This is a genomic window from Saccharopolyspora aridisoli, assembly GCF_004348445.1.
GTDB lineage: Bacteria > Actinomycetota > Actinomycetes > Mycobacteriales > Pseudonocardiaceae > Saccharopolyspora > Saccharopolyspora aridisoli.
Window position 1 is genome coordinate 85259 of sequence record NZ_SMKV01000002.1, and the last position, 18569, is coordinate 103827.

At 68.4% G+C, this 18569-nt stretch carries 20 protein-coding genes; 4 read left to right on the forward strand and 16 right to left on the reverse strand.

Annotation, left to right across the window (positions count from 1 at the left end; genetic code table 11):
* Nucleotides 1-33: 33 nt before the first annotated feature.
* Both E1161_RS01875 and E1161_RS01880 read left to right on the forward strand, forming a co-directional pair.
* Entirely contained in the window at nucleotides 34-1437 is a 1404-nt protein-coding gene (locus tag E1161_RS01875) for an amino acid permease (protein WP_132618871.1), read from the forward strand.
* Nucleotides 1438-1544: 107 nt separating this feature from the next.
* The gene (locus E1161_RS01880; RefSeq protein WP_207920053.1) at nucleotides 1545-2081 is read left to right on the forward strand and encodes an NUDIX domain-containing protein; all 537 of its coding nucleotides are present in this window, start codon (nucleotides 1545-1547) and stop codon (nucleotides 2079-2081) included.
* 1 nt (nucleotide 2082) lies between these two features.
* On the opposite strand, the gene E1161_RS01885 is transcribed toward E1161_RS01880, so the two are convergent.
* Nucleotides 2083-2406: a putative quinol monooxygenase gene (locus tag E1161_RS01885; RefSeq protein ID WP_132618875.1), complete on the reverse strand. Its 324-nt coding sequence runs from the start codon at nucleotides 2404-2406 to the stop codon at nucleotides 2083-2085.
* Between the two features lie 156 nt (nucleotides 2407-2562).
* The gene (gene murA / locus E1161_RS01890) at nucleotides 2563-3819 is read right to left on the reverse strand and encodes a UDP-N-acetylglucosamine 1-carboxyvinyltransferase (RefSeq protein ID WP_132618877.1); all 1257 of its coding nucleotides are present in this window, start codon (nucleotides 3817-3819) and stop codon (nucleotides 2563-2565) included.
* 188 nt (nucleotides 3820-4007) lie between these two features.
* Between murA and E1161_RS01895 the strand changes: the two genes are divergently transcribed.
* A complete protein-coding gene (locus tag E1161_RS01895) occupies nucleotides 4008-4580 on the forward strand; it encodes a cob(I)yrinic acid a,c-diamide adenosyltransferase (RefSeq protein WP_132618879.1) in 573 nt (190 codons plus the stop codon).
* Here E1161_RS01895 and E1161_RS01900 read toward each other — a convergent pair.
* The 13 genes from E1161_RS01900 to E1161_RS01960 all read right to left on the reverse strand — a co-directional run bounded on the left by E1161_RS01900 (nucleotide 4577) and on the right by E1161_RS01960 (nucleotide 15959).
* Nucleotides 4577-5047 carry a GNAT family N-acetyltransferase gene (locus E1161_RS01900; RefSeq protein WP_132618881.1) on the reverse strand — a complete coding sequence of 157 codons (471 nt, stop codon included), beginning with the start codon at nucleotides 5045-5047 and terminating at the stop codon, nucleotides 4577-4579. The genes E1161_RS01895 and E1161_RS01900 overlap by 4 nt on opposite strands.
* A gap of 468 nt (nucleotides 5048-5515) precedes the next feature.
* Nucleotides 5516-5950: a DUF2550 domain-containing protein gene (locus tag E1161_RS01905; RefSeq protein WP_132618883.1), complete on the reverse strand. Its 435-nt coding sequence runs from the start codon at nucleotides 5948-5950 to the stop codon at nucleotides 5516-5518.
* A gap of 10 nt (nucleotides 5951-5960) precedes the next feature.
* A complete protein-coding gene (locus E1161_RS01910) occupies nucleotides 5961-6326 on the reverse strand; it encodes a F0F1 ATP synthase subunit epsilon (RefSeq protein ID WP_132618885.1) in 366 nt (121 codons plus the stop codon).
* Between the two features lie 171 nt (nucleotides 6327-6497).
* Nucleotides 6498-7928: a F0F1 ATP synthase subunit beta gene (atpD, locus tag E1161_RS01915; protein ID WP_132618887.1), complete on the reverse strand. Its 1431-nt coding sequence runs from the start codon at nucleotides 7926-7928 to the stop codon at nucleotides 6498-6500.
* 1 nt (nucleotide 7929) lies between these two features.
* Nucleotides 7930-8850: a F0F1 ATP synthase subunit gamma gene (locus E1161_RS01920; protein WP_132618889.1), complete on the reverse strand. Its 921-nt coding sequence runs from the start codon at nucleotides 8848-8850 to the stop codon at nucleotides 7930-7932.
* An 11-nt stretch (nucleotides 8851-8861) separates the two neighbouring features.
* The gene (gene atpA / locus E1161_RS01925; RefSeq protein ID WP_132618891.1) at nucleotides 8862-10505 is read right to left on the reverse strand and encodes a F0F1 ATP synthase subunit alpha; all 1644 of its coding nucleotides are present in this window, start codon (nucleotides 10503-10505) and stop codon (nucleotides 8862-8864) included.
* A 93-nt stretch (nucleotides 10506-10598) separates the two neighbouring features.
* On the reverse strand, nucleotides 10599-11429 hold the full coding sequence (locus E1161_RS01930) for a F0F1 ATP synthase subunit delta (protein WP_132618893.1): 831 nt from the start codon (nucleotides 11427-11429) through the stop codon (nucleotides 10599-10601).
* A 22-nt stretch (nucleotides 11430-11451) separates the two neighbouring features.
* Nucleotides 11452-12009: a F0F1 ATP synthase subunit B gene (locus tag E1161_RS01935; protein ID WP_132619202.1), complete on the reverse strand. Its 558-nt coding sequence runs from the start codon at nucleotides 12007-12009 to the stop codon at nucleotides 11452-11454.
* A 35-nt stretch (nucleotides 12010-12044) separates the two neighbouring features.
* Complete coding sequence (locus tag E1161_RS01940) at nucleotides 12045-12302, reverse strand: ATP synthase subunit c family protein (protein ID WP_029534827.1); 258 nt, start codon at nucleotides 12300-12302, stop codon at nucleotides 12045-12047.
* A gap of 104 nt (nucleotides 12303-12406) precedes the next feature.
* On the reverse strand, nucleotides 12407-13186 hold the full coding sequence (gene atpB, locus E1161_RS01945) for a F0F1 ATP synthase subunit A (protein WP_132618895.1): 780 nt from the start codon (nucleotides 13184-13186) through the stop codon (nucleotides 12407-12409).
* Between the two features lie 274 nt (nucleotides 13187-13460).
* Complete coding sequence (locus E1161_RS01950; protein ID WP_132618897.1) at nucleotides 13461-13925, reverse strand: hypothetical protein; 465 nt, start codon at nucleotides 13923-13925, stop codon at nucleotides 13461-13463.
* Nucleotides 13925-15091 (reverse strand): glycosyltransferase family 4 protein, encoded by a 1167-nt coding sequence (locus tag E1161_RS01955; RefSeq protein ID WP_132618899.1) that lies wholly within the window; start codon nucleotides 15089-15091, stop codon nucleotides 13925-13927. Before E1161_RS01955 ends, E1161_RS01950 begins: the two co-directional genes overlap by 1 nt.
* Nucleotides 15092-15308: 217 nt before the next feature.
* Nucleotides 15309-15959 carry an L-threonylcarbamoyladenylate synthase gene (locus E1161_RS01960; RefSeq protein WP_132618901.1) on the reverse strand — a complete coding sequence of 217 codons (651 nt, stop codon included), beginning with the start codon at nucleotides 15957-15959 and terminating at the stop codon, nucleotides 15309-15311.
* A 198-nt stretch (nucleotides 15960-16157) separates the two neighbouring features.
* Here E1161_RS01960 and E1161_RS01965 point away from each other — a divergent pair, with 198 nt between their 5' ends.
* The gene (locus tag E1161_RS01965; RefSeq protein WP_132618903.1) at nucleotides 16158-17591 is read left to right on the forward strand and encodes an alpha/beta fold hydrolase; all 1434 of its coding nucleotides are present in this window, start codon (nucleotides 16158-16160) and stop codon (nucleotides 17589-17591) included.
* 101 nt (nucleotides 17592-17692) lie between these two features.
* Here the strand turns inward: E1161_RS01965 and prmC are convergent, their stop codons facing one another.
* The gene (prmC, locus tag E1161_RS01970; protein ID WP_132618905.1) at nucleotides 17693-18565 is read right to left on the reverse strand and encodes a peptide chain release factor N(5)-glutamine methyltransferase; all 873 of its coding nucleotides are present in this window, start codon (nucleotides 18563-18565) and stop codon (nucleotides 17693-17695) included.
* Between the last annotated feature and the right edge of the window lie 4 nt (nucleotides 18566-18569).

Here is an 18569-nt window from a genome sequence, read left to right on the forward strand (position 1 = left end):
CCCTTCCCACAACCGGAGTTACCGTTATCGCTCGTGTCTTTCGCCCGAGATCTGCTCCGCGTCAAACCTGCCGAACGACTCGCCACCGAGGGCTCGCGCAGCGAGCTGAACCGCACCCTCGGCCTGGTGCCGCTGGTGGCCCTGTCGGTGGGCGCGACGCTGGGAACCGGCATCTTCGTGGTGCTCGCCGAGGCCGCCCCGGCCGCCGGTCCGGCTGTTGTGATCTCGTTCGTGCTGGCCGGGGTGGCCGCGCTGTGCTCGGCGCTGTCCTACGCGGAACTGGCGGGCAGCGTCCCCGTGTCCGGATCCGCCTACTCCTACACCTACGCGACCCTCGGTGAGATCATCGCCTGGATCTGCGGCTGGTGCCTGCTGCTGGAGTACGGGGTGTCCGTCGCCGCCGTCGCGGTCGGCTGGGGCGGCTACCTCAACGAGTTCCTGCAGGGCACCATCGGCATGACCATCCCCGAGGCGCTCGCCGCGCCCCCCGGCGAGGGCGGTGTCGTCAACGTGCCCGCCGCCGTCGTCGTGCTGCTGGCCACCGGTGTGCTGCTGCTGGGCGTGCGCGAGAGCGCGTGGGCCACGACCGTCACCACGGTGCTCAAGATCGCCGTGCTCGTGTTCTTCGTGGTGGTGGCCTCCACCGCGTTCAACTCCGGGAACCTGACCCCGTTCGCCCCCTCCGGGATCGCCGGCATCTCGGTCGGCGCCTCCGCGGTGTTCTTCTCCTTCATCGGTTTCGACGCCGCCTCCACCGCAGGCGAGGAGGCGCGCAACCCCAAGCGCGACCTGCCGAGGGCGATCATCCTGTCGCTGATCATCGTCACCTCGATCTACGTGCTGGTGGCCTTAGCCGCTGTCGCAGCGGTCGGAGCTCGAGCCCTGGGCGAGTCCGACGCGTCGCTGGCCACCGCTCTGCGCACGGTCACCGGCCAGGGCTGGCCCGCGGTCGTGCTCGCGCTCGGAGCGGTCATCGCGATCGCTTCGGTCGTGCTCACCGTGCTCTACGGGCAGACGCGGATCTTGGTGGCCATGTCGCGCGATGGCCTCGTCCCGCGGATGCTCTCGCGGGTCAACCGCCGGGCGGTTCCGGCCCGCAACACCGCGTTGGTGGGGACCCTGGTGGCACTGCTGGCAGCCGTGGTTCCGCTCAACCAGCTCGCCGAAGCCACCAGCATCGGCACCCTGGTCGCGTTCGGTCTGGTCAACATCGGCGTCGTGGTGCTGCGGCGAACCCGCCCCGAACTCCCCCGCAGCTTCCGCACCCCGCTGATGCCGTTCGTCCCGCTGCTCGGCCTCGCGCTGTGCGCCTACCTGATCACCGGTCTGGACGCGGTCACCTGGCTGACCTTCGCGATCTGGACGGCCATCGGGCTCATCGTGTACTTCGGCTACGGCCGCCGGAAGTCGCAGCTCAACCACGCGGCGGCGGAGTAAGGGAACCTTTCGCCCGCCGAAGCTCTCACCAGGCATCGCGCCGGCTTGGCGTGGGAGGGAGGTTCCCATGCTCACCTCCCCCGCCCCCGGGCGGCAGGATGGGGCGCATGGAGCAGACCAGCAGCCGCGAGGTGTACGCGAATCCGTGGATGGCAGTGCGCGAGGACGGCGTCCGGCGCGACGACGGAACCACCGGGATCTACGGGGTCATCGACAAACCGAACTACGCCCTGGTCATCCCCCTCGACGGTGATCGGCTGCACCTCGTCGAGCAGTTCCGCTACCCGCTGGGCATGCGCCGCTGGGAGTTCCCGCAGGGCACCGCGCCCGACCGGGCCAACGTCGAGGTCGGTGAGCTCGCGGCCCGCGAGCTGCGCGAGGAGACGGGGCTGCGCGCGGCGAACATGCGGGACCTGGGGCTGCTCGACGTCGCGCCCGGCATGTCCAGCCAGCGCGGCAGGGTGTTCCTCGCCACCGGGCTCACCGAAGGCGCTCACGAACGCGAGCACGAGGAGCAGGACATGCGCACCGCGTGGTTCAGCCGGGACGAGTTCGAGAAGATGATCGCCGCCGGCGAGATCACCGACGCCCAGTCCATCGCCGCCTACGCCCTGCTCCTGCTGCGCGAACGCCGCAGCGCCTGACTCACAGGCCGACGCCGCCCAGGGCGTTCAGGTCGATCTGCTCCGGTGGTTCGGCGAGCATGCCCAGCACGTCGTTGAGGTCGATGTCGGGACGCGTGGCCACGGTGGTGGCCAGGGCCGCGTCCGCACTGGCGAAATCGGTCCAGGCTTCGACGACGCGCACCGTGTCGGGAGATTCGACGTCACGGCTGACCAGGTAGAGCTGGCAACCCAGCGACCCGCGCAAGCCCTCGGCCACCTGCATCATGATCCTGGCGAGTTCGATGCCCCGGCCGGGTTTCGCGGTGAAGGTCATGATGCGGCCGACCCGCGTGGTGGTGCTCATCGGTTCCCTTTCCGGATTCTCGCCTGGTCCGCGAAGGACTTTAGCCACCCGGACCGGTGCCGGTGTTCATGATCCCCGACACTCGTGCGGGCCCCCGGAACACCTGTGGCCGGTGCCCCCGGACGAAGCGGGACCACCGGCCACAGATGACGAAGATCAGTCCGCGACGCGCTCGATGTCGGCACCCAGCCCGCGGAGGTTCTCCACGAAGTTCGGGTATCCGCGATCGATGTGGAAGACGTCCCACACCTCGGTGTCGCCGTCCGCGCACAACCCCGCCAGGACGAGACCCACACCGGCGCGGATGTCCGTCGCCCACACCGGCGCGCTGGACAACCGCTCCATTCCGCGCACCACCGCGTGGTGTCCGTCGGTGCGCGCGTCCGCGCCCATCCGCACGAGCTCCTCGATGAATCGGAACCTCGACTCGAACAGGTTCTCGGTGATCATCGAGGTGCCGTCGGCAACCGCGGACAAGGCCAGCGCCATCGGCTGGAGGTCGGTCGGGAACCCCGGGAAGGGCAAGGTCACGTAGTCCACGGCCTTCGGGCGCTCCGGCATGATCACCCGGAAGCTCTCCTCACCGGTGGTGACCTCCGCGCCCGCGCTGCGCAGCTTCTCCAGCATCAGGTTGGTGTGCTGCGGGTCCACCCCGTTGACCGTGATGTCCCCGCGAGTGGCAGCGGCGGCGAACGCCCAGGTCGCGCCGACGATCCGGTCACCGATCACGCGGTGCTCCACCGCGCGCATCGAGGTGACCCCGTGCACGGTCAAGGTGGAGGTGCCCGCGCCCTCGATCTTGGCGCCCATCTGCTGGAGCATCACGCAGAGGTCGACGATCTCCGGTTCGCGAGCGGCGTTGTCGATCACCGTGGTGCCTTCGGCCAGCACCGCGGCCATCAGGATGTTCTCGGTGGCCCCCACGCTCGGGAAGTCCAACCAGATCTGCGCGCCCTGCAGGTTCTCGGCCTCGGCGACCACCGCACCGTGCTCGATGTGGCTGGTCGCGCCCAGCTTCCGCAACCCGTTCTGGTGCATGTCCAGCGGGCGGGATCCGATCGCATCGCCACCGGGAAGGGTCACCACGGCGCGACGGCAGCGCGCCACGAGCGGCCCCAGAACGCACACCGAGGCGCGCAGCTTGCCCATCGACGGCGAGATCGCCTCGTGGCTGATCGATGACGGCGTCGTGATGCGCACCGTGCCGCCATCGATGGTCACCTCGCAGCCCAGGCTGCGCAGCACGTCGGCCATCAGCGGAACGTCCAAGATCTCGGGACAGTTCACGATCGTCGTCGTGCCTTCGGCGAGCAGCGCAGCGGCCATCAGCTTGAGGACGCTGTTCTTCGCCCCCACCACGTCCACCGCGCCGACGAGGCGCGCTCCGCCGCGTACCCGGAAGTGCTCACTCACGAGCATCGAGGTTACGGCCCCCGCCCACCGAGCATCGGAGCGGGTCACGAGCTCGTGAGGGAACCTTCCTCCCACCGGGTGGACGTGCGAGAAGCCTTCCAGTCACCGCGGTGCGGCAGCGGAGCACGTGGTGCGAGGGAACCTTCCTGCCAACTTCCGCCGACGGCTGGCACGCCTAGGCTGTGGGCATGGCAGTCCACCTGACGAAGATCTACACGCGGGCCGGGGATGCGGGCACCACGCGCCTGTCGGACAACTCGAAGGTCCACAAGACCGATCCGCGCCTTGTCGCCTACGCCGACGTGGACGAGACGAACTCCGTGCTGGGCGTGGCCCTGGCCACCGCTGAACTCGCCGACGACGTCGTGACCGTGCTGCGCGCCGTGCAGAACGATCTGTTCGACGTCGGCGCGGACCTGTCCACACCCGTGGTGGAGGACCCCGAGTACCCGCCGCTGCGGGTCACCCAGGCCTACGTCGACCGGCTCGAAGGCTGGTGCGACGACTTCAACGCCCGGCTGGGCAAGCTCGACTCGTTCATCCTGCCCGGCGGCACGCCTGGTGCCGCGCTGCTGCACCAGGCGCGCTGCGTGGCCCGCCGCGCCGAGCGTTCCGCCTGGGCGCTGCAGGACACCGACCCCGAGCGCACGTCGCCGTTGCCCGCGAAGTACCTCAACCGGCTATCTGACCTGCTGTTCATCCTGGCCAGGGTCGCCAACCCAGACGGGGACGTGCTGTGGAAGCCGGGTGGGAACGCCTAGAGCTCCTTGCCGTAGCAGCGGCTGTCCGGCTCGCACCGGTAGACACCGAAGTTCTCGATCGGCTCGTACCCGCATGAGAGGTAGAGGCCGATGGCTTCGGGCTGCTTGGTGCCGGTCTCCAGCACCAACCGCTTGCAGCCGGCCAGCGCGGCGGTGAACTCCAGCTCGGCGAGCATCCGCCGGGACCATCCATTGCCGCGCTGAGCGGGCACGACGTACATGCGCTTGAGCTCCGCGTCGCCGTCCCGCAACCCCTCTTCACCGGTTTCGCGCGCCCGCCAACCGCCGGAGGCCACCGCCTCCTCACCGAGGTAACCCAGCAGGAACAGGCCGCGGGGCCGGGAGAACTCCGCCGGGTCGACTGGCGTCAGGTCCTCCTCGCCGTAGCGCTCGACGTACTCCTGCTGCAGAGCCTCGACCAACCGCTGTGAATCGGGGTGGTCGTAGCCGACGGTCTCGATGCGCACGCTCGAAGCGTAATCGGTTGCACCCCTGGTCATCGAAGGCTTTTCTCGAACCAGTGCGCGGCGTAGGGGTTGTCGTTGCAGGCGGGGACCTCGACGTAGTCGGCCTTGGGGGCGTACATGGCCCGGGCTTCACGCAGTCGGCCGCGGTGTCCAGCCGCACCCGCACGCACCCCATTCGGCATCCTCAACAGGCGGCACGCCTCTAGAACCCACCCGGAAAAGCGCTCTGAGCCAGCGCACGCTGGGCGTCAAAGCTCTCATCGGAAGGTTCCGGCCTGATCGTGAGGTCCTCGGTCACGAGCACCAATCTCGGCGCCCCACGCCGCCCAAGCCCACTCCGGCCGTCGCGAGCATGGGAACCATCGTGTCAGCAGGTGGGCCAGAAGTGACAGGAAGGTTCCCATGCTCCGCCAGAGGGCACGAAAAAGCGGGGCCCGTGGTCGGACCCCGCTGTTGTTCGCCGGGCGTTCAGGACGCCCACGGCACCGAATGTCCCGGTGGTGCTGATTCGAGCCAGGACAGGAAGCCGGTCAGCGCTTCGCTGTTCATCGCCAGCTCCAGGCCAGGGCCGGTGAGGTCCAAGACCGTGGAGCCGCTCGGCATCGCGTACGCCTCCGCAACCGAGGGTTCACGTCGCTGGGCGATGTCCACGGTTCGCCGGTTGATCACCCAGTTCGGGCCGGAGCGAAGGCTCAGGATGCGGTACCAGGCGAATTCCTCACCCCGGTAGTGCGCCACACCCAGCTGCCAGCCGCGCCCTTTGCCATCGGTGGCGCGCAGCGCCACGTCGATGCCTCCGGCCCGCAGTTCGCGCACTCGTCGCCAGGCCAGCAGGCCCACCGCGAGAGCGGCGAGCAGCAGCAGCGCGAACGCTACGACGAGCAACACGACCGGCGAACCCATGCTAGCCCGATCAGTCCGTGTGGCCCGCTGCTCGCAATCGGGCTGTTGCCTGCGTTCTGGCCAGCTCGTCGTCGCTCTTGGCGTCCTGGCGAGCCTTCGCCACATCGATCTCCTGCGCCAGCTCCGCGGACTCCGCGAGCACGCTCACGCCGGCACCGGTCACCGAGAGGAAGCCACCGTGGACCGCAGCGGTCACGGTCTCCTTGTCGGTGGTGGTGATGCGCACGACGCCACCCTCGATCAGCTGACCCAGCAGCGGTTCGTGGCCCGGCAGGATGCCGATCTCTCCCTCGGTGGTCTGCGCGACGACCGTGGTCGCCTCCCCGGACCACAGCAGGCGCTCGACGGCGACCAGTTGGACGGACATGTTGGCCACGCGCGTCTCCTTTGTCGGGTGTGTGCCCGCAGTCTAGCCAACGCCACCAGGGCGATCTTGACTGGCCGGGCTGGAAGTGCCTAGTGGCAAAGGGGGTCGGGACCCGTCGGGCCCCGACCCCGCTCGCCGGTTCTCACCACACCCCGCCAGGCTTGCAAGCGGGGCAGCAGATCACTGCTCGGTGAGCTTCTTGTACGCCTGCTCGAGGTCGTCGAGACCACCGATGGACAGGAACGCCTGCTCCGGGTAGTGGTCGAAGTCGCCCTTGCACAGCTTGTCGAAGGCCTCGATGGTCTCCTTCACCGAGACGAAGGAGCCCTCCTGGCCGGTGAACTGCTTCGCGACGAAGAAGTTCTGCGACAGGTAGCGCTGGATGCGACGCGCCCGCTGCACCGTCACCTTGTCCTCTTCGGACAGCTCGTCCATACCGAGGATGGCGATGATGTCCTGCAGCTCCTTGTACTTCTGCAGGATCCGCTTGACCTCCTGGGCCACGCGGTAGTGCTCGTCACCCACGACCGACGGGTCGAGGATGGTGGAGCTGGAGGTCAGCGGGTCGACCGCCGGGTAGATGCCCATCTGGGAGATCGGACGGGAGAGCTCCGTCGTCGCGTCCAGGTGGGCGAAGGTCGTCGCCGGGGCCGGGTCGGTGTAGTCGTCCGCCGGCACGTAGATCGCCTGCATCGAGGTGATCGAACGACCACGCGTGGACGTGATCCGCTCCTGCAGCTCACCCATCTCGTCGGCCAGCGTCGGCTGGTAACCCACGGCCGAAGGCATGCGGCCCAGCAGGGTTGAGACCTCCTGGCCGGCCTGGGTGAACCGGAAGATGTTGTCGATGAACAGCAGGACGTCCTGGTTCTGGACGTCGCGGAAGTACTCCGCCATCGTCAGAGCGGACAGCGCCACGCGCATACGGGTGCCCGGCGGCTCGTCCATCTGACCGAACACCAGCGCGGTGTCGGCCAGAACGCCGGACTCGTCCATCTCCACCCAGAGGTCGTTGCCCTCACGGGTGCGCTCGCCGACACCGGCGAACACCGAGGTACCACCGAAGTTCTTGGCGACTCGGCGGATCATCTCCTGGATCAGAACGGTCTTGCCGACACCGGCACCACCGAACAGACCGATCTTGCCACCCTGCACGTACGGGGTGAGCAGGTCGATCACCTTGATGCCGGTCTCCAGCACCTCGGTCTTGCCCTCGAGCTGGTCGAAGGCCGGGGCCTTGCGGTGGATCTCCCAGCGCTCGGCGTCCGAGCCGTAGCCCGGCTCGTCCAGGCAGTGGCCCAGTGCGTTCCACACGTGGCCCTTGACCTTGTCGCCGACCGGGACGGAGATCGCCGAGCCGCTGTCCACGACGTTCACGCCGCGGACGAGGCCCTGGGTGGGCTGCATGGAGACCGTGCGCACGACGCTGTCGCCCAGGTGCTGGGCGACCTCGAGCGTCAGCGTCTTGGCCATGCTCTCCGCCGTGATCTCGGCGGTCAGAGCGTTGTTCAGGTCCGGCACCTGGTCACGCGGGAACTCGACGTCCACGACCGGGCCGAGCACCCGGACGACGCGGCCCGTGCCAGTGCTGGTGGCAGTAGCAGCAGTCATGTCACTCACTTCCTGCGGACGAGAGCGCCTCGACACCGCCGACGATCTCGCTGATTTCCTGGGTGATCTGGGCCTGGCGGGCCTGGTTGGCCTCGCGGCTCAGGTTGCGGATCAACTCGTCCGCATTGTCCGTCGCCGACTTCATGGCCGTCCGGCGAGCCGCGTGCTCCGACGCCGCCGCGTCCAGCAGGCCCGCGAACAGGCGGGTCTTGATGTACTTCGGCAGCAGGGCGGAGAACAGGGTCTCGGCGTCCGGCTCGAACTCGTAGACGGGCTTGAGCTTGCGCTCGTCCGTGTACTCGACCTCCAGCGGAGCGATCCGCCGGACCGTCGGCTTCTGGGTGAGCATCGACACGAAGTCGGTGCTGACCAGGTGGAGCTCGTCCACACCCAGCTTACCGTCCGTACCACCGTCGTCGAGGTAGTCGTCAGCACCCGCCAGGAACGCCTTGACCAGGGTCTCGCCGACCTCGGAGGCGTCGGCGTAGTCGGGCCGGTCGCTGAAACCGGACCAGCTCGCCTCGATCTCGCGCTGCCGGAACCGGTAGTACGATTCGCCCTTGCGGCCGACGACGTAGAGGACCGGCTGCTTGCCCTGCTCGCGGAGCAGCGACTGCAGCTCCTCGGCGGCCTTGATGACGTTGGCGTTGTAGCCGCCGCAGAAACCCCGGTCACTGGTCACGACCAGCACACCAGCCCGCTTGGGGTTGGTGCGCTCGGTCAGCAGCGGGTGGTCCAACGTGCTCACGTCAGCCAGCGCGGACAGGACGTTGGTGATCTCGTCGGCGTACGGCCGCGAGGCAGCGACCCTGGCCTGCGCCTTGGTGATGCGCGAGGTAGCGATCAGCTCCTGCGCCTTGGTGATCTTCCGGGTCGATTTCACCGACCGGATGCGATCCCGGAGTTCCCGAAGGTTGGCCATGGCTTACCTGGTCACTCCTTCGGGGCGGGCTTGGCGACCTTCACGGTCTCCTGCCCGACCTCGTCGGCGGCCAGAGCCTCGGCGTCCGGGCCGCTCGGCGCGGCGGAGCCGGCCGAACCGGTGAAGCTCTTCTTGAACTCCTCGATCGCGTCCACGATGACCTTCTCGCCGTCGGCCGACAGCTTGCCGGTCTCGACGATGTCCTTGAGCGTGGTCTCGTGCGAGCGACGCATGTGAGCGAGGAACTCGCTCTCGAAGCGGCGCACGTCAGCGATCGCGACCGAGTCGAGGTGACCCTTGGTGGAGACGTAGAGCGACACGACCTCTTCCTCGACCGGAAGCGGCTCGCCCTGCCCCTGCTTGAGGATCTCCATCAGGCGGGCACCGCGGTCCAGCTGGGCCTTGGAAGCGGCGTCCAGGTCGGAGGCGAAGGCCGAGAAGGCCTCCAGCTCGCGGTACTGGGCCAGGTCCAGACGCAGCGAACCGGTGACGCTCTTCATCGCCTTGATCTGCGCGGAACCACCGACACGGGACACCGAGATGCCGACGTCGATGGCCGGGCGCTGACCGGCGTTGAACATGTCCGACTGCAGGAAGCACTGACCGTCGGTGATCGAGATGACGTTGGTCGGGATGTAGGCCGACACGTCGTTGGCCTTGGTCTCGATGATCGGCAGACCCGTCATCGAACCCGCGCCCAGCTCGTCCGACAGCTTCGCGCAGCGCTCCAGCAGACGCGAGTGCAGGTAGAAGACGTCACCCGGGTAGGCCTCGCGGCCCGGCGGGCGACGCAGCAGCAGCGAGAGCGCACGGTAGGCCTCGGCCTGCTTGGTGAGGTCGTCGAAGATGATCAGGACGTGCTTGCCCTGGTACATCCAGTGCTGACCGATGGCCGAACCGGTGTAGGGGGCCAGCCACTTCAGACCCGGGGAGTCCGAGGCCGGGGCCGCGACGATGGTCGTGTAGTCCATCGCGCCGGCGTCCTCGAGGGACCGCTTCACACCGGCGATCGTGGAGCCCTTCTGGCCGATCGCGACGTAGATGCAGCGGACCTGCTTGGTCGGGTCGCCCGACGCCCAGTTCTGCTTCTGGTTGATGATCGTGTCGACCGCGACCGTGGTCTTGCCGGTCTTGCGGTCACCGATGATCAGCTGGCGCTGACCGCGGCCGACCGGGGTCATCGAGTCGATGGCCTTGATACCGGTCTGCATCGGCTCGCCGACGCCCTGCCGCTGCACGACCGTGGCGGCCTGCAGTTCGAGCGGGCGCTGCTCCTCGGCGTCGATCTCGCCGAGGCCGTCGATGGGCTCACCCAGCGGGTTCACCACGCGACCGAGGAAGTTGTCGCCAACGGGGGTCGACAGGACCTTGCCGGTCCGCTTGACCTCCTGGCCTTCCTCGATCTTCTCGGACTCACCCAGGATGACCGCGCCGATCTCCTGAGCCTCGAGGTTCATCGCGACACCGTAGATGCCGCCGGGGAACTCCAGCAGTTCCTCGGTCATCACCGAAGGCAGGCCCTCGACATGGGCGATGCCGTCACCGGTATCGGTGACGACCCCGACCTCCTCGCGGCTGACCTCCGGGGAGTAGCTGGAGACGTAATTCTCGATCGCACTGCGGATCTCGTCCGACGAGATCGTCAGCTCCGCCATGTCTCGTTCCTGCCCTCGGTTAGTTCTTGGAAGGGAGTTGGTGTTGCGCACCGCGCGCCCGGCTCGGTTTCAAGCCGGGGCGCGGTGTCGGCATCAGTCGGCCAGGTCGCGCCGCAGCGTCTGCAGGCGTCCCGTCACGCTGCCGTCGATGACCTCGTCACCGACCTTGATCAGCAGCCCGCCCTCGACACCGGGATCGATCTCCAGGTGCAGAGCGATGGGACGGGCGTAGATCCGCTGCAGGGTGCGCGACAACCGGTCCTGCTGTTCCGCGCTGAGCGGGAACGCGGAACGGATGTGCGCCACCGAGCGTTCCCGGCGCTTCGCCGACAGCTCGGCCAGCTCTTCCAGCCCCTCGCTGACCCGCCGGCCACGCGGCCGGGCCACGAGCTGCCGGACCAGTTCGAGGGTCACCGGTTCGACCTTGCCCTCGATGAGCCGATCCAGCACGGCGGTCTTGCTGGCCGGTTCCCCGGAGGGATCCGACAGCAAGCGCTCCAGGTCCACTTCGGAGCCGATGATGCGGCCCAGCCGGAACAGCTCGTCCTCGACCGCGTCGAGGCGTCCTGCCCGCTCGGCCTGCACCAGCAGCGCGGTGCGTGCGAGCTGCTCGAGCCCGCCGACCAGGTCACTCGGACTGGACCAGCGTGCGCGGACGGCTTCGACGATCACCGGCAGCGCCCGGGCGCCGACCTTGGGCTCCAGCAACCCGCGGGCCAGGTTCTCCCTGGACTGCGCGTCGGTGGAGGCGTCGGCGAGCGCCCGCCGGAGCGTGGACTCGCGGCCCAGCAGAGCGGCCACGCCGAACAGCTCGTCGGCGAGCCCGGTGATCTCCGCAGCCTGAGCCCCGTCAGTGGCCTGCAGCAATTGCAGCTGACTCGCTGCCATTGCCTCACGGCTCGCGGCGTTCACGAGGGTGCTCAACTCTCAGCGCCTTTCACTAGGTTCAGGGCTTGGCCGACTCGGCCGGGGCCGAGGTCGCGTCCAGCTCGTCGAGGAACCGGTCAACGGTGCCGCGACGACGCGCCTCGTCCTCCAGGGACTCGCCGACCACCCGGCTGGCCAGGTCGACAGCCTGACGTCCCAGGTCGGAACGCAGTTCGGCGACGATCTGAGCCCGCTGGTGCGCCAGCTGGGACTGGCCCTGGCTGACGATGCGGTCCGACTCGGTCTGAGCCTGAGCGCGCATCTCCTCCAGGATCTGCTGTCCCTCGGCACGGGCGTCGTCGCGAATGCGTGCGGCCTCGGCACGGGCCTCGGCCAGCTGCGACTTGTACTGCTCCAGGGTCCGCTGTGCCTCGGCCTGCGCGGCCTCGGCCTTCGCGATCCCGCCCTCGATCCGCTCGCTGCGCTCCGCGTAGATCTTCTCGAAGCGCGGGACCGCGTACTTCCAGAGCACGAACAGCAGCAGCCCGAACGCGACGAGACCGACCACGATCTCCGCGGGCTCCGGGACGATCGGGTTGTGCTCGCCTTCAGCGGCGAGCAGCATCTGGGTCTTCACCACAACGTCTCCCAACGCGTTGAGCCGTCAGATGATCAGGCAGCCGACGCGATGAAGTAGACGACCAGACCGATCAGCGCCAGCACCTCGACCAGGACGAAGGAGATCCAGGCGATGCCCTGCAGCTGGCCCTGGGCCTCCGGCTGGCGGGCGGTGCCGTTGATGACAGCGGCCCAGATCAGACCAACGCCGATGCCCGGGCCGACGGCGCCGAGGCCGTAGCCGATCGCGGCGAGACCGGGGTTGATGCTGCCCGCAGCCTCAGCGGCCTGCGCGAGAACGATGTTGCTCACTTTCACTACCTTTCACTCGGTCCGCTTTATCTGGGCGGATCGACAGGTCCTTTTTCGGATCGGAAAGTCTTTGTCGTCGCCCGGTTTTTATTTGTGTCAGGCCCTCAGTGGCCTTCGGCCAGCGCTGCGCCGATGAAGTTGGCGGTCAGCAGGGCGAAGATGTAGGCCTGAAGCACCTGAATCAGGGCTTCGACAAAGGTCAGGGCGATAGCGAAGGCGAATGCCACCACGGAGATGGGCTTGAACGCCACGCTCGCCTCGAGGAGCAGGTACTCACCGCCGAGCGTGAACACCAGCAGGATGAGGTGTCCGGCGAACATCGCGGCGAACACTCGGACCGCCAGAGCGGCCGGCTGCGCGACGAACTTCTGCAGGAACTCGATCGGCGCCAGCAGGAGGTAGATCGGCTTCGGAACCCCGGGCGGGAACATGATGTGCTTGAAGTAACCCAGGAAGCCGTGCCGGGCGAAGCCCACCCCGTGGAACACCACGTAGACCACGGCGGCCAGCGCGATCGGGAAACCGATCTTGGACATCGTGGGGAACTGGATGAGCGGGATGATCCCGAAGAGGTTGTTCACCAGTACGAACGTGAACAGCGCGAAGATCAGCGGCACGAAAGGACGGAAGTCCTTGGCACCGATCTGCTCCCGGGCAATCTTGTTCCGGCTGAACTCGTAGGCGAACTCGGCCACGAACTGACCCTTGCCCGGAACCAGCTTGAGGTTTCGGGTGGCGATCAGGAAGTAGGCGCCCACGATGATCGCCGAAGCCACGACGAGAACCATCGGCTTGGTGACTCCGCCGGCGATCGGCGGGAGGAAAAAGCTATCGGCGCCCGGCGGCTGGAATGTTCCGCCTTCGGCCAGCATCAGCGCGCCCAACTGGGCTCCTTCCGGTTCTCCCGGCCGAACTTCACTCTTCCGGGGGAATCGTCACGTTTTGCACTTAACGTACCTGATACGCGATCCGGCACGCGGAGGGGCCCTCCCCACCCAGTGGTGTCTGAAGGCCGACCTTCTGGTGCCCTTCAACCCGCTGTGCAGGGAAGGCTTTCGATCCAGACCTTACCAGCGGGTAAGTAGGCTACCGACATGCTGGTCGGCTACACCTCGATTTCACCCGTCCGTCAGATTCGGTTCGCGTCGTGAGAACGGTTCAGTTGCTCGGGACGATGGTCGGGATCTTGGTGCGCTTGAAGGCCACCACTTCAGCCCCCGCCCACACCATCACCGTGGCCAGCATCGTGAACGCCAGCGACTCCCGGTGGATGACGTCGATGCCTCCCAGCAACGTCATCACCACCAGCAGCACCAACATCTTGCCGACATAACCACCGAGTGCGATGACCATCACAAATTGCGGGTTCATGCCTCCGGAGAACCGCATCAGCCAGATGGTCAGCAGCGAGGACCCGAAGGCCACGAACCCGCCGATCAGCGCTCCCACCAACCCGGGAACCCCGACCAGGACAGTCGCCACGATCGCCCCGAGACCCACAGTGGCCACACCCGGCCACACGGCGGTGCGCAGCATCGCCGTGGCCAACCTGCGCACGACCTCGGCGTGCGGGTTCTCCGGCTCGGCCTGCTCACCGGTGGCGGGCTCGGACGCTTCGCTCATCAGGACTCTCGATCGGCTCGGGTTCGCATGCGCGGAATCAACGAGATGATAGCGGCCAGCAGCACCGTCAAGCCCACGACCCAGCCGACCACCCAGGTGTTGAACAGCGTCAACGACACCGCACCGAAGGCGATCACCGCCGCCCACAGGTACATCAGCAGCACCGCGCGGCGCTGCGAGTGCCCGATTTCCAGCAGCCTGTGGTGCAGGTGCATCTTGTCGGCGTGGAACGGGCTCTTGCCGGCCTTCGTCCGCCGCACCACCGCCATGATCAGGTCCAGCAGCGGGACGAACAGCACCGCCGCGACCACCAGCAGCGGCGAGAGCAGCGCGATCGTGTCGCCCGGCCCGGAACCGGTGTAGATGATCCGGCCCGAGGCCGAGGTGCTCGCCGTCGCCAACATCAGGCCGATCAACATCGACCCGGAGTCGCCCATGAAGATCTTCGCGGGCTGGAAGTTGTGCGGCAGGAAGCCCAGGCAGGCACCGGCGATGGCCGCCGCGATCAGCGCGGGCGGGTAGGCGTTGACGTCGCCGTTCTGCCGGTCCAGCACGCTCAGGCAGAACACGAAGGTCGCGGCCGCGGAGATCAAGCCGATGCCCGAGGCCAGACCGTCCAGCCCGTCGACGAAGTTCATCGCGTTGATCATGGCCACGACCAGCAGCACCGTCAGCAGCTGCCCCTGGTTGCTGCCCAGCACCAGCAGCTGACCGACGTGCCCATCCGTGCCACCCCACGGCACCCAGAACACGAACCACTGCACACCGGAGAGCACCAGGATGCCGGCCGCGGTGACCTGCCCGGCCAGCTTCGTCAGCGAATCCAGCTCGAACCGGTCGTCGAGCGCACCCACCAGCACGATCAGACCGCCGGCGATGAGCACCGCCAGCGAGTCCTTGGAATAGGCGAAGCCGCGCGACAGGGCAGGCAGGTTCGCGGCCAGGAACGTCGCGGCCAGCACACCGCCGTACATCGCCACGCCGCCCATCCGCGGCATCGGCTTGAGGTGCACGTCGCGGACCCGCGGGTAGGCGACCGCGCCCACCCGGACCGCCAGCAACCGGACCAGGCCGGTCAGCAGGAAGGTGGTGACCGCCGCCGTGAGCATGACCAGCAGGTACTCACGAGCGGGCAGTCCGACCGGGGCGAAAGGTGCGTAGTCCATACCGGTGGCTCACCCGCGCTGCGGCGCGAAGTCGAAGTTCAGCCCCCAGGACGGAGTAATCAAACCCGGCGCTCCTCATCGCTTGAGAATCGTGGCCCCTCAACGGCGTCGCCGCGGCGCACCGCGCCCGAGCGGCGAGACCGCCGCCCGCCCCGACAGGGACGGCTGGTCCGCGTTGTTTCCGGTGTAACGCTATCGATCCCGGTGCCGGGACTTCTCACCGGTCCGCCTCGATCTCCACGCCCAGCACGTCGGACAACTCCGCCCTGCTCACAGCACCGTCGCGCAGCACCCGAGGAGTTCCCTGCGTGAGATCGACGATGGTCGAGGCCACCGGCTCCCCCGAAGGACCACCGTCGAGGTACACCTGCACGCGGTCGCCCAGCTGCGCCTCGGCTTCCTCAGCGTTGGTGGCAGGCGGCTGACCGGTGTGGTTGGCGCTGGAGACGGCCATCGGGCCGACCTCGCGCAACAGGTCCAGTGCGACCGGGTGCAGCGGCATCCGCAAGTTCACGGTGCCCCGGGTTTCGCCCAGGTTCCAGTTCAGTGACGGTGCCTGCGGCAGCACCAGGGACAGCCCGCCCGGCCAGAAGGCCTCGATGAGGGCGCGCGCCTGCTCCGGAACCGACATCACCAGCCCATCCACAGTGGACCAGGACCCCACCAACACCGGAACGGGCATGTCCGGGCCCCGTCCCTTCGCCGCCAGGAGCGAACGCACGGCCTCGGAGTCGAAGGCGTCTGCGCCGATGCCGTAAACCGTGTCGGTCGGCAGCACGACGAGCCCACCGGCGCGGACCGCGTTCGCCGCGGCGGCCAATCCCGCCTTGCGCTTGTCCGGACTGCTGCAGTCAAAAACGGTGCTCACTCCTCGCATCCTGGCACGCCACGCCGAGACCCCTTCAGGTGGTGCAGCAGATCACCATCTAGGAGGATCCTGACGAGTAACACCGGGGCATCGGCCCGAGATCAATTCGGGTGTGGCCGTGAACACGAAACGCGCCCGGCCTCCCACGCGTCTGCCGGACACGGGCACCGACGAAGCACGGAAATGAGGAGAACACTGATGACCGCCCCACCCCAGGGTGTCGAGGTCGACCAGATCGAATTCCCGGCCGGCAAGGTCCGCTACTACAAGGCGGGAACCGACGGGCCACCGATCGTTCTGCTGCACGGCGGCGGACCCGACAACGCCCTGTTGAGCTGGCGGAACACCATCGGCGTTCTGGCCGCCGACCACCGCGTCTACGCCCCCGACCTGCCCGGCCAGGGCGGCAGCACCGAGTGGCGCGGACGAGGCAACCAGCGCACCTTCGAAGAGGTCCTGCGCTGGCTGCTCGACGCTTGGAAGATCCCGCAGGCCACCCTGGTCGGCCTGTCCATGGGCGGCAGCATCGCGACCGGTTTCACACTGCGCCACCCGCAGCGGGTGCGCGCGCTCGCGCTGGTCGACAGCACCGGGATGCAGCACCGCTTGCCGCACCACCTGCTCACCTACCTGCTGATGCGCACCGGCCTCAGCGGCCGGATGGCCGCCACGTTGCTGCGCAGCAACCGCTCCCTGGTGCGCTTCGCGCTGAACAGGGTGTTCCTCGCCGACGCCTCGTCGGTGCGGGACCTGGAGTCCATCGTCGACGAGGTCAGCGCCGAAGCCGCCGTCCGCCGCTCGGTCTTCGCAGACTGGCACGCCGACGCGATCAACCGCCGCTCGATGACCATCAACCACCTGCCCCTGCTCAACGGGATCGACTGCCCGGTCACGGTGATCCACGGCGAGGAGGACGCCCTGATCCCGGTCGCCTCCGCCCAGGAAGTGGCCGGCGCCATCCCGGGCGCGCAGCTGCGTGTCATGCCGCAGGCGGGCCACTGGCCGAACCGCGAACGCCCCACCGAGTTCAACGCGCTGCTGCGCGAGTTCGTCAACGCCGTCAACACCGCGGCGACCGCCCCGCAGAAGGGGTCCAACGGCCCGGCCAAGCGGGATGAGAGCGCGGAGGCCCCGACGCACCGCCTGAAGGTCCCGAAGGCGGTGGACTCGACCGGCGCCGAAGCCGCGAACGCCCCCGCTGCCGAGGACGAAGGCGCGGACTCCCCGACCAAGCTGCTGAAGGTCGGGGCGGTCAGCACCACCGAGTCCGAGTCCACCGAGGACGCCCCGGAGGCCCCCGAGTCCGCGCAACCGAGGGGACCCGGATCGACGGCCACACCGGACGGGAGAACCGAGTCGGCGGAGAAGAAGGCCGACGACGCCGAGTCCCCGGAGGAGGCTGTCGACCACAGCGCCGAGCCCGCCGACGCGGACGCTGAGAAGAAGGCCACCACCGACGCACCGACCCGCTTCATGGAGGTCGGCTCAGAACCTGCGACCCGGGACGAAGACGAAGAGCCGGAAACCGAAACCGCGGAAACGACGGAGAAGTCCTCGGGCACCGCCTCCGCAGACGACGAGAAGCCCGAGGAGGACGATTCCCAGGGCACCGGCGACAAGCCCGCGACCTGAGCAAGGGAACCTTCCGCTCACCACCGGCCCCTGTCCATCACCGGCAATCCCTTCTTCGGAGGGCAGGTGCCCTTCTCATCGCGAGCAAGGGAACCTCCCTGTCACTCCGGGTGGGTGCGGCGGGCGGTGGCGAAGCGGGGGCGACCGGCGAGGTCCGGGTGTTCCTGAACCTCGGTCAAGACCCTGCGGGCGCGCAGCAACGCGGGCACCGAGCCACCGTGGGTGTCGTCGTGCTCGATCGCCACGCCGCCCCCCGGTTTGAGCAGCCGGGCCGCGCAGGCCACCACGTGGCGGACGACGTCGAGTCCGTCCCGGCCGCCGAAGACGGCCTCGTGCGGGTCGTGGTTGCGGACCTCCGGTGGGACCGGGGTCCCGTCCGGGACGTACGGCGGGTTGCAGACGACCAGGTCGACCAGGCCCTCCAGCTCCATGAACAGCATGGGGTCGGTGACGTCACCGGAGTAGAGGCCGATCGGGGTGTCCCCCGCCTCCGACCGCAGACCGGCGTTGCGGCGGGCCCACGACAGGGCAACGGGGTCCTTCTCGACCGCGTGCACGCACGCGTCCGGGCGGGCGTGCGCCAACGCGAGGGCGAGCGCTCCCGAACCCGAGCACAGGTCGACGATCGTGGGCCGCTCGACGCCGTCCACGACACTGGCGCCCCACTCGACCAGCAGCTCGGTCTCCGGGCGGGGCACGAACACGCCGGGCCCGACGTCCAGGTCCACGCCGCCCAGGTGGGCGCGGCCGGTCAGGTGCTGCAGAGGGACCCGCGCGGCGCGCTGGCCCACCAGTTCCTGCAGAGCCTCCACGACCGGCGGGTCGACCAGGGGAACCATCATGAGCTTGGTGCGCTCGACGCCGAGCAGATGCGCGGCGAGCAGCTCGGCGTCGGCGCGCGGGCTGCCCACGCCGGCCGACGCAAGAGTGCGCTCGGCCTCCAGGATTGCCAAGCGCAGTGGCTGTCGGGTCACGTCG

Bases quoted from the DNA above. Each gene is read 5' to 3' on its own strand.
- E1161_RS01880 (WP_207920053.1), top strand. From the start codon at position 1,545: ATGGAGCAGACCAGCAGCCGCGAGGTGTACGCGAATCCGTGGATGGCA.
- E1161_RS01885 (WP_132618875.1), bottom strand. From the start codon at position 2,406: ATGAGCACCACCACGCGGGTCGGCCGCATCATGACCTTCACCGCGAAA.
- E1161_RS01895 (WP_132618879.1), top strand. From the start codon at position 4,008: ATGGCAGTCCACCTGACGAAGATCTACACGCGGGCCGGGGATGCGGGC.
- E1161_RS01905 (WP_132618883.1), bottom strand. From the start codon at position 5,950: ATGGGTTCGCCGGTCGTGTTGCTCGTCGTAGCGTTCGCGCTGCTGCTG.
- atpD (WP_132618887.1), bottom strand. From the start codon at position 7,928: ATGACTGCTGCTACTGCCACCAGCACTGGCACGGGCCGCGTCGTCCGG.
- E1161_RS01920 (WP_132618889.1), bottom strand. From the start codon at position 8,850: ATGGCCAACCTTCGGGAACTCCGGGATCGCATCCGGTCGGTGAAATCG.
- atpA (WP_132618891.1), bottom strand. From the start codon at position 10,505: ATGGCGGAGCTGACGATCTCGTCGGACGAGATCCGCAGTGCGATCGAG.
- E1161_RS01950 (WP_132618897.1), bottom strand. From the start codon at position 13,925: ATGAGCGAAGCGTCCGAGCCCGCCACCGGTGAGCAGGCCGAGCCGGAG.
- E1161_RS01955 (WP_132618899.1), bottom strand. From the start codon at position 15,091: ATGGACTACGCACCTTTCGCCCCGGTCGGACTGCCCGCTCGTGAGTAC.
- E1161_RS01965 (WP_132618903.1), top strand. From the start codon at position 16,158: ATGACCGCCCCACCCCAGGGTGTCGAGGTCGACCAGATCGAATTCCCG.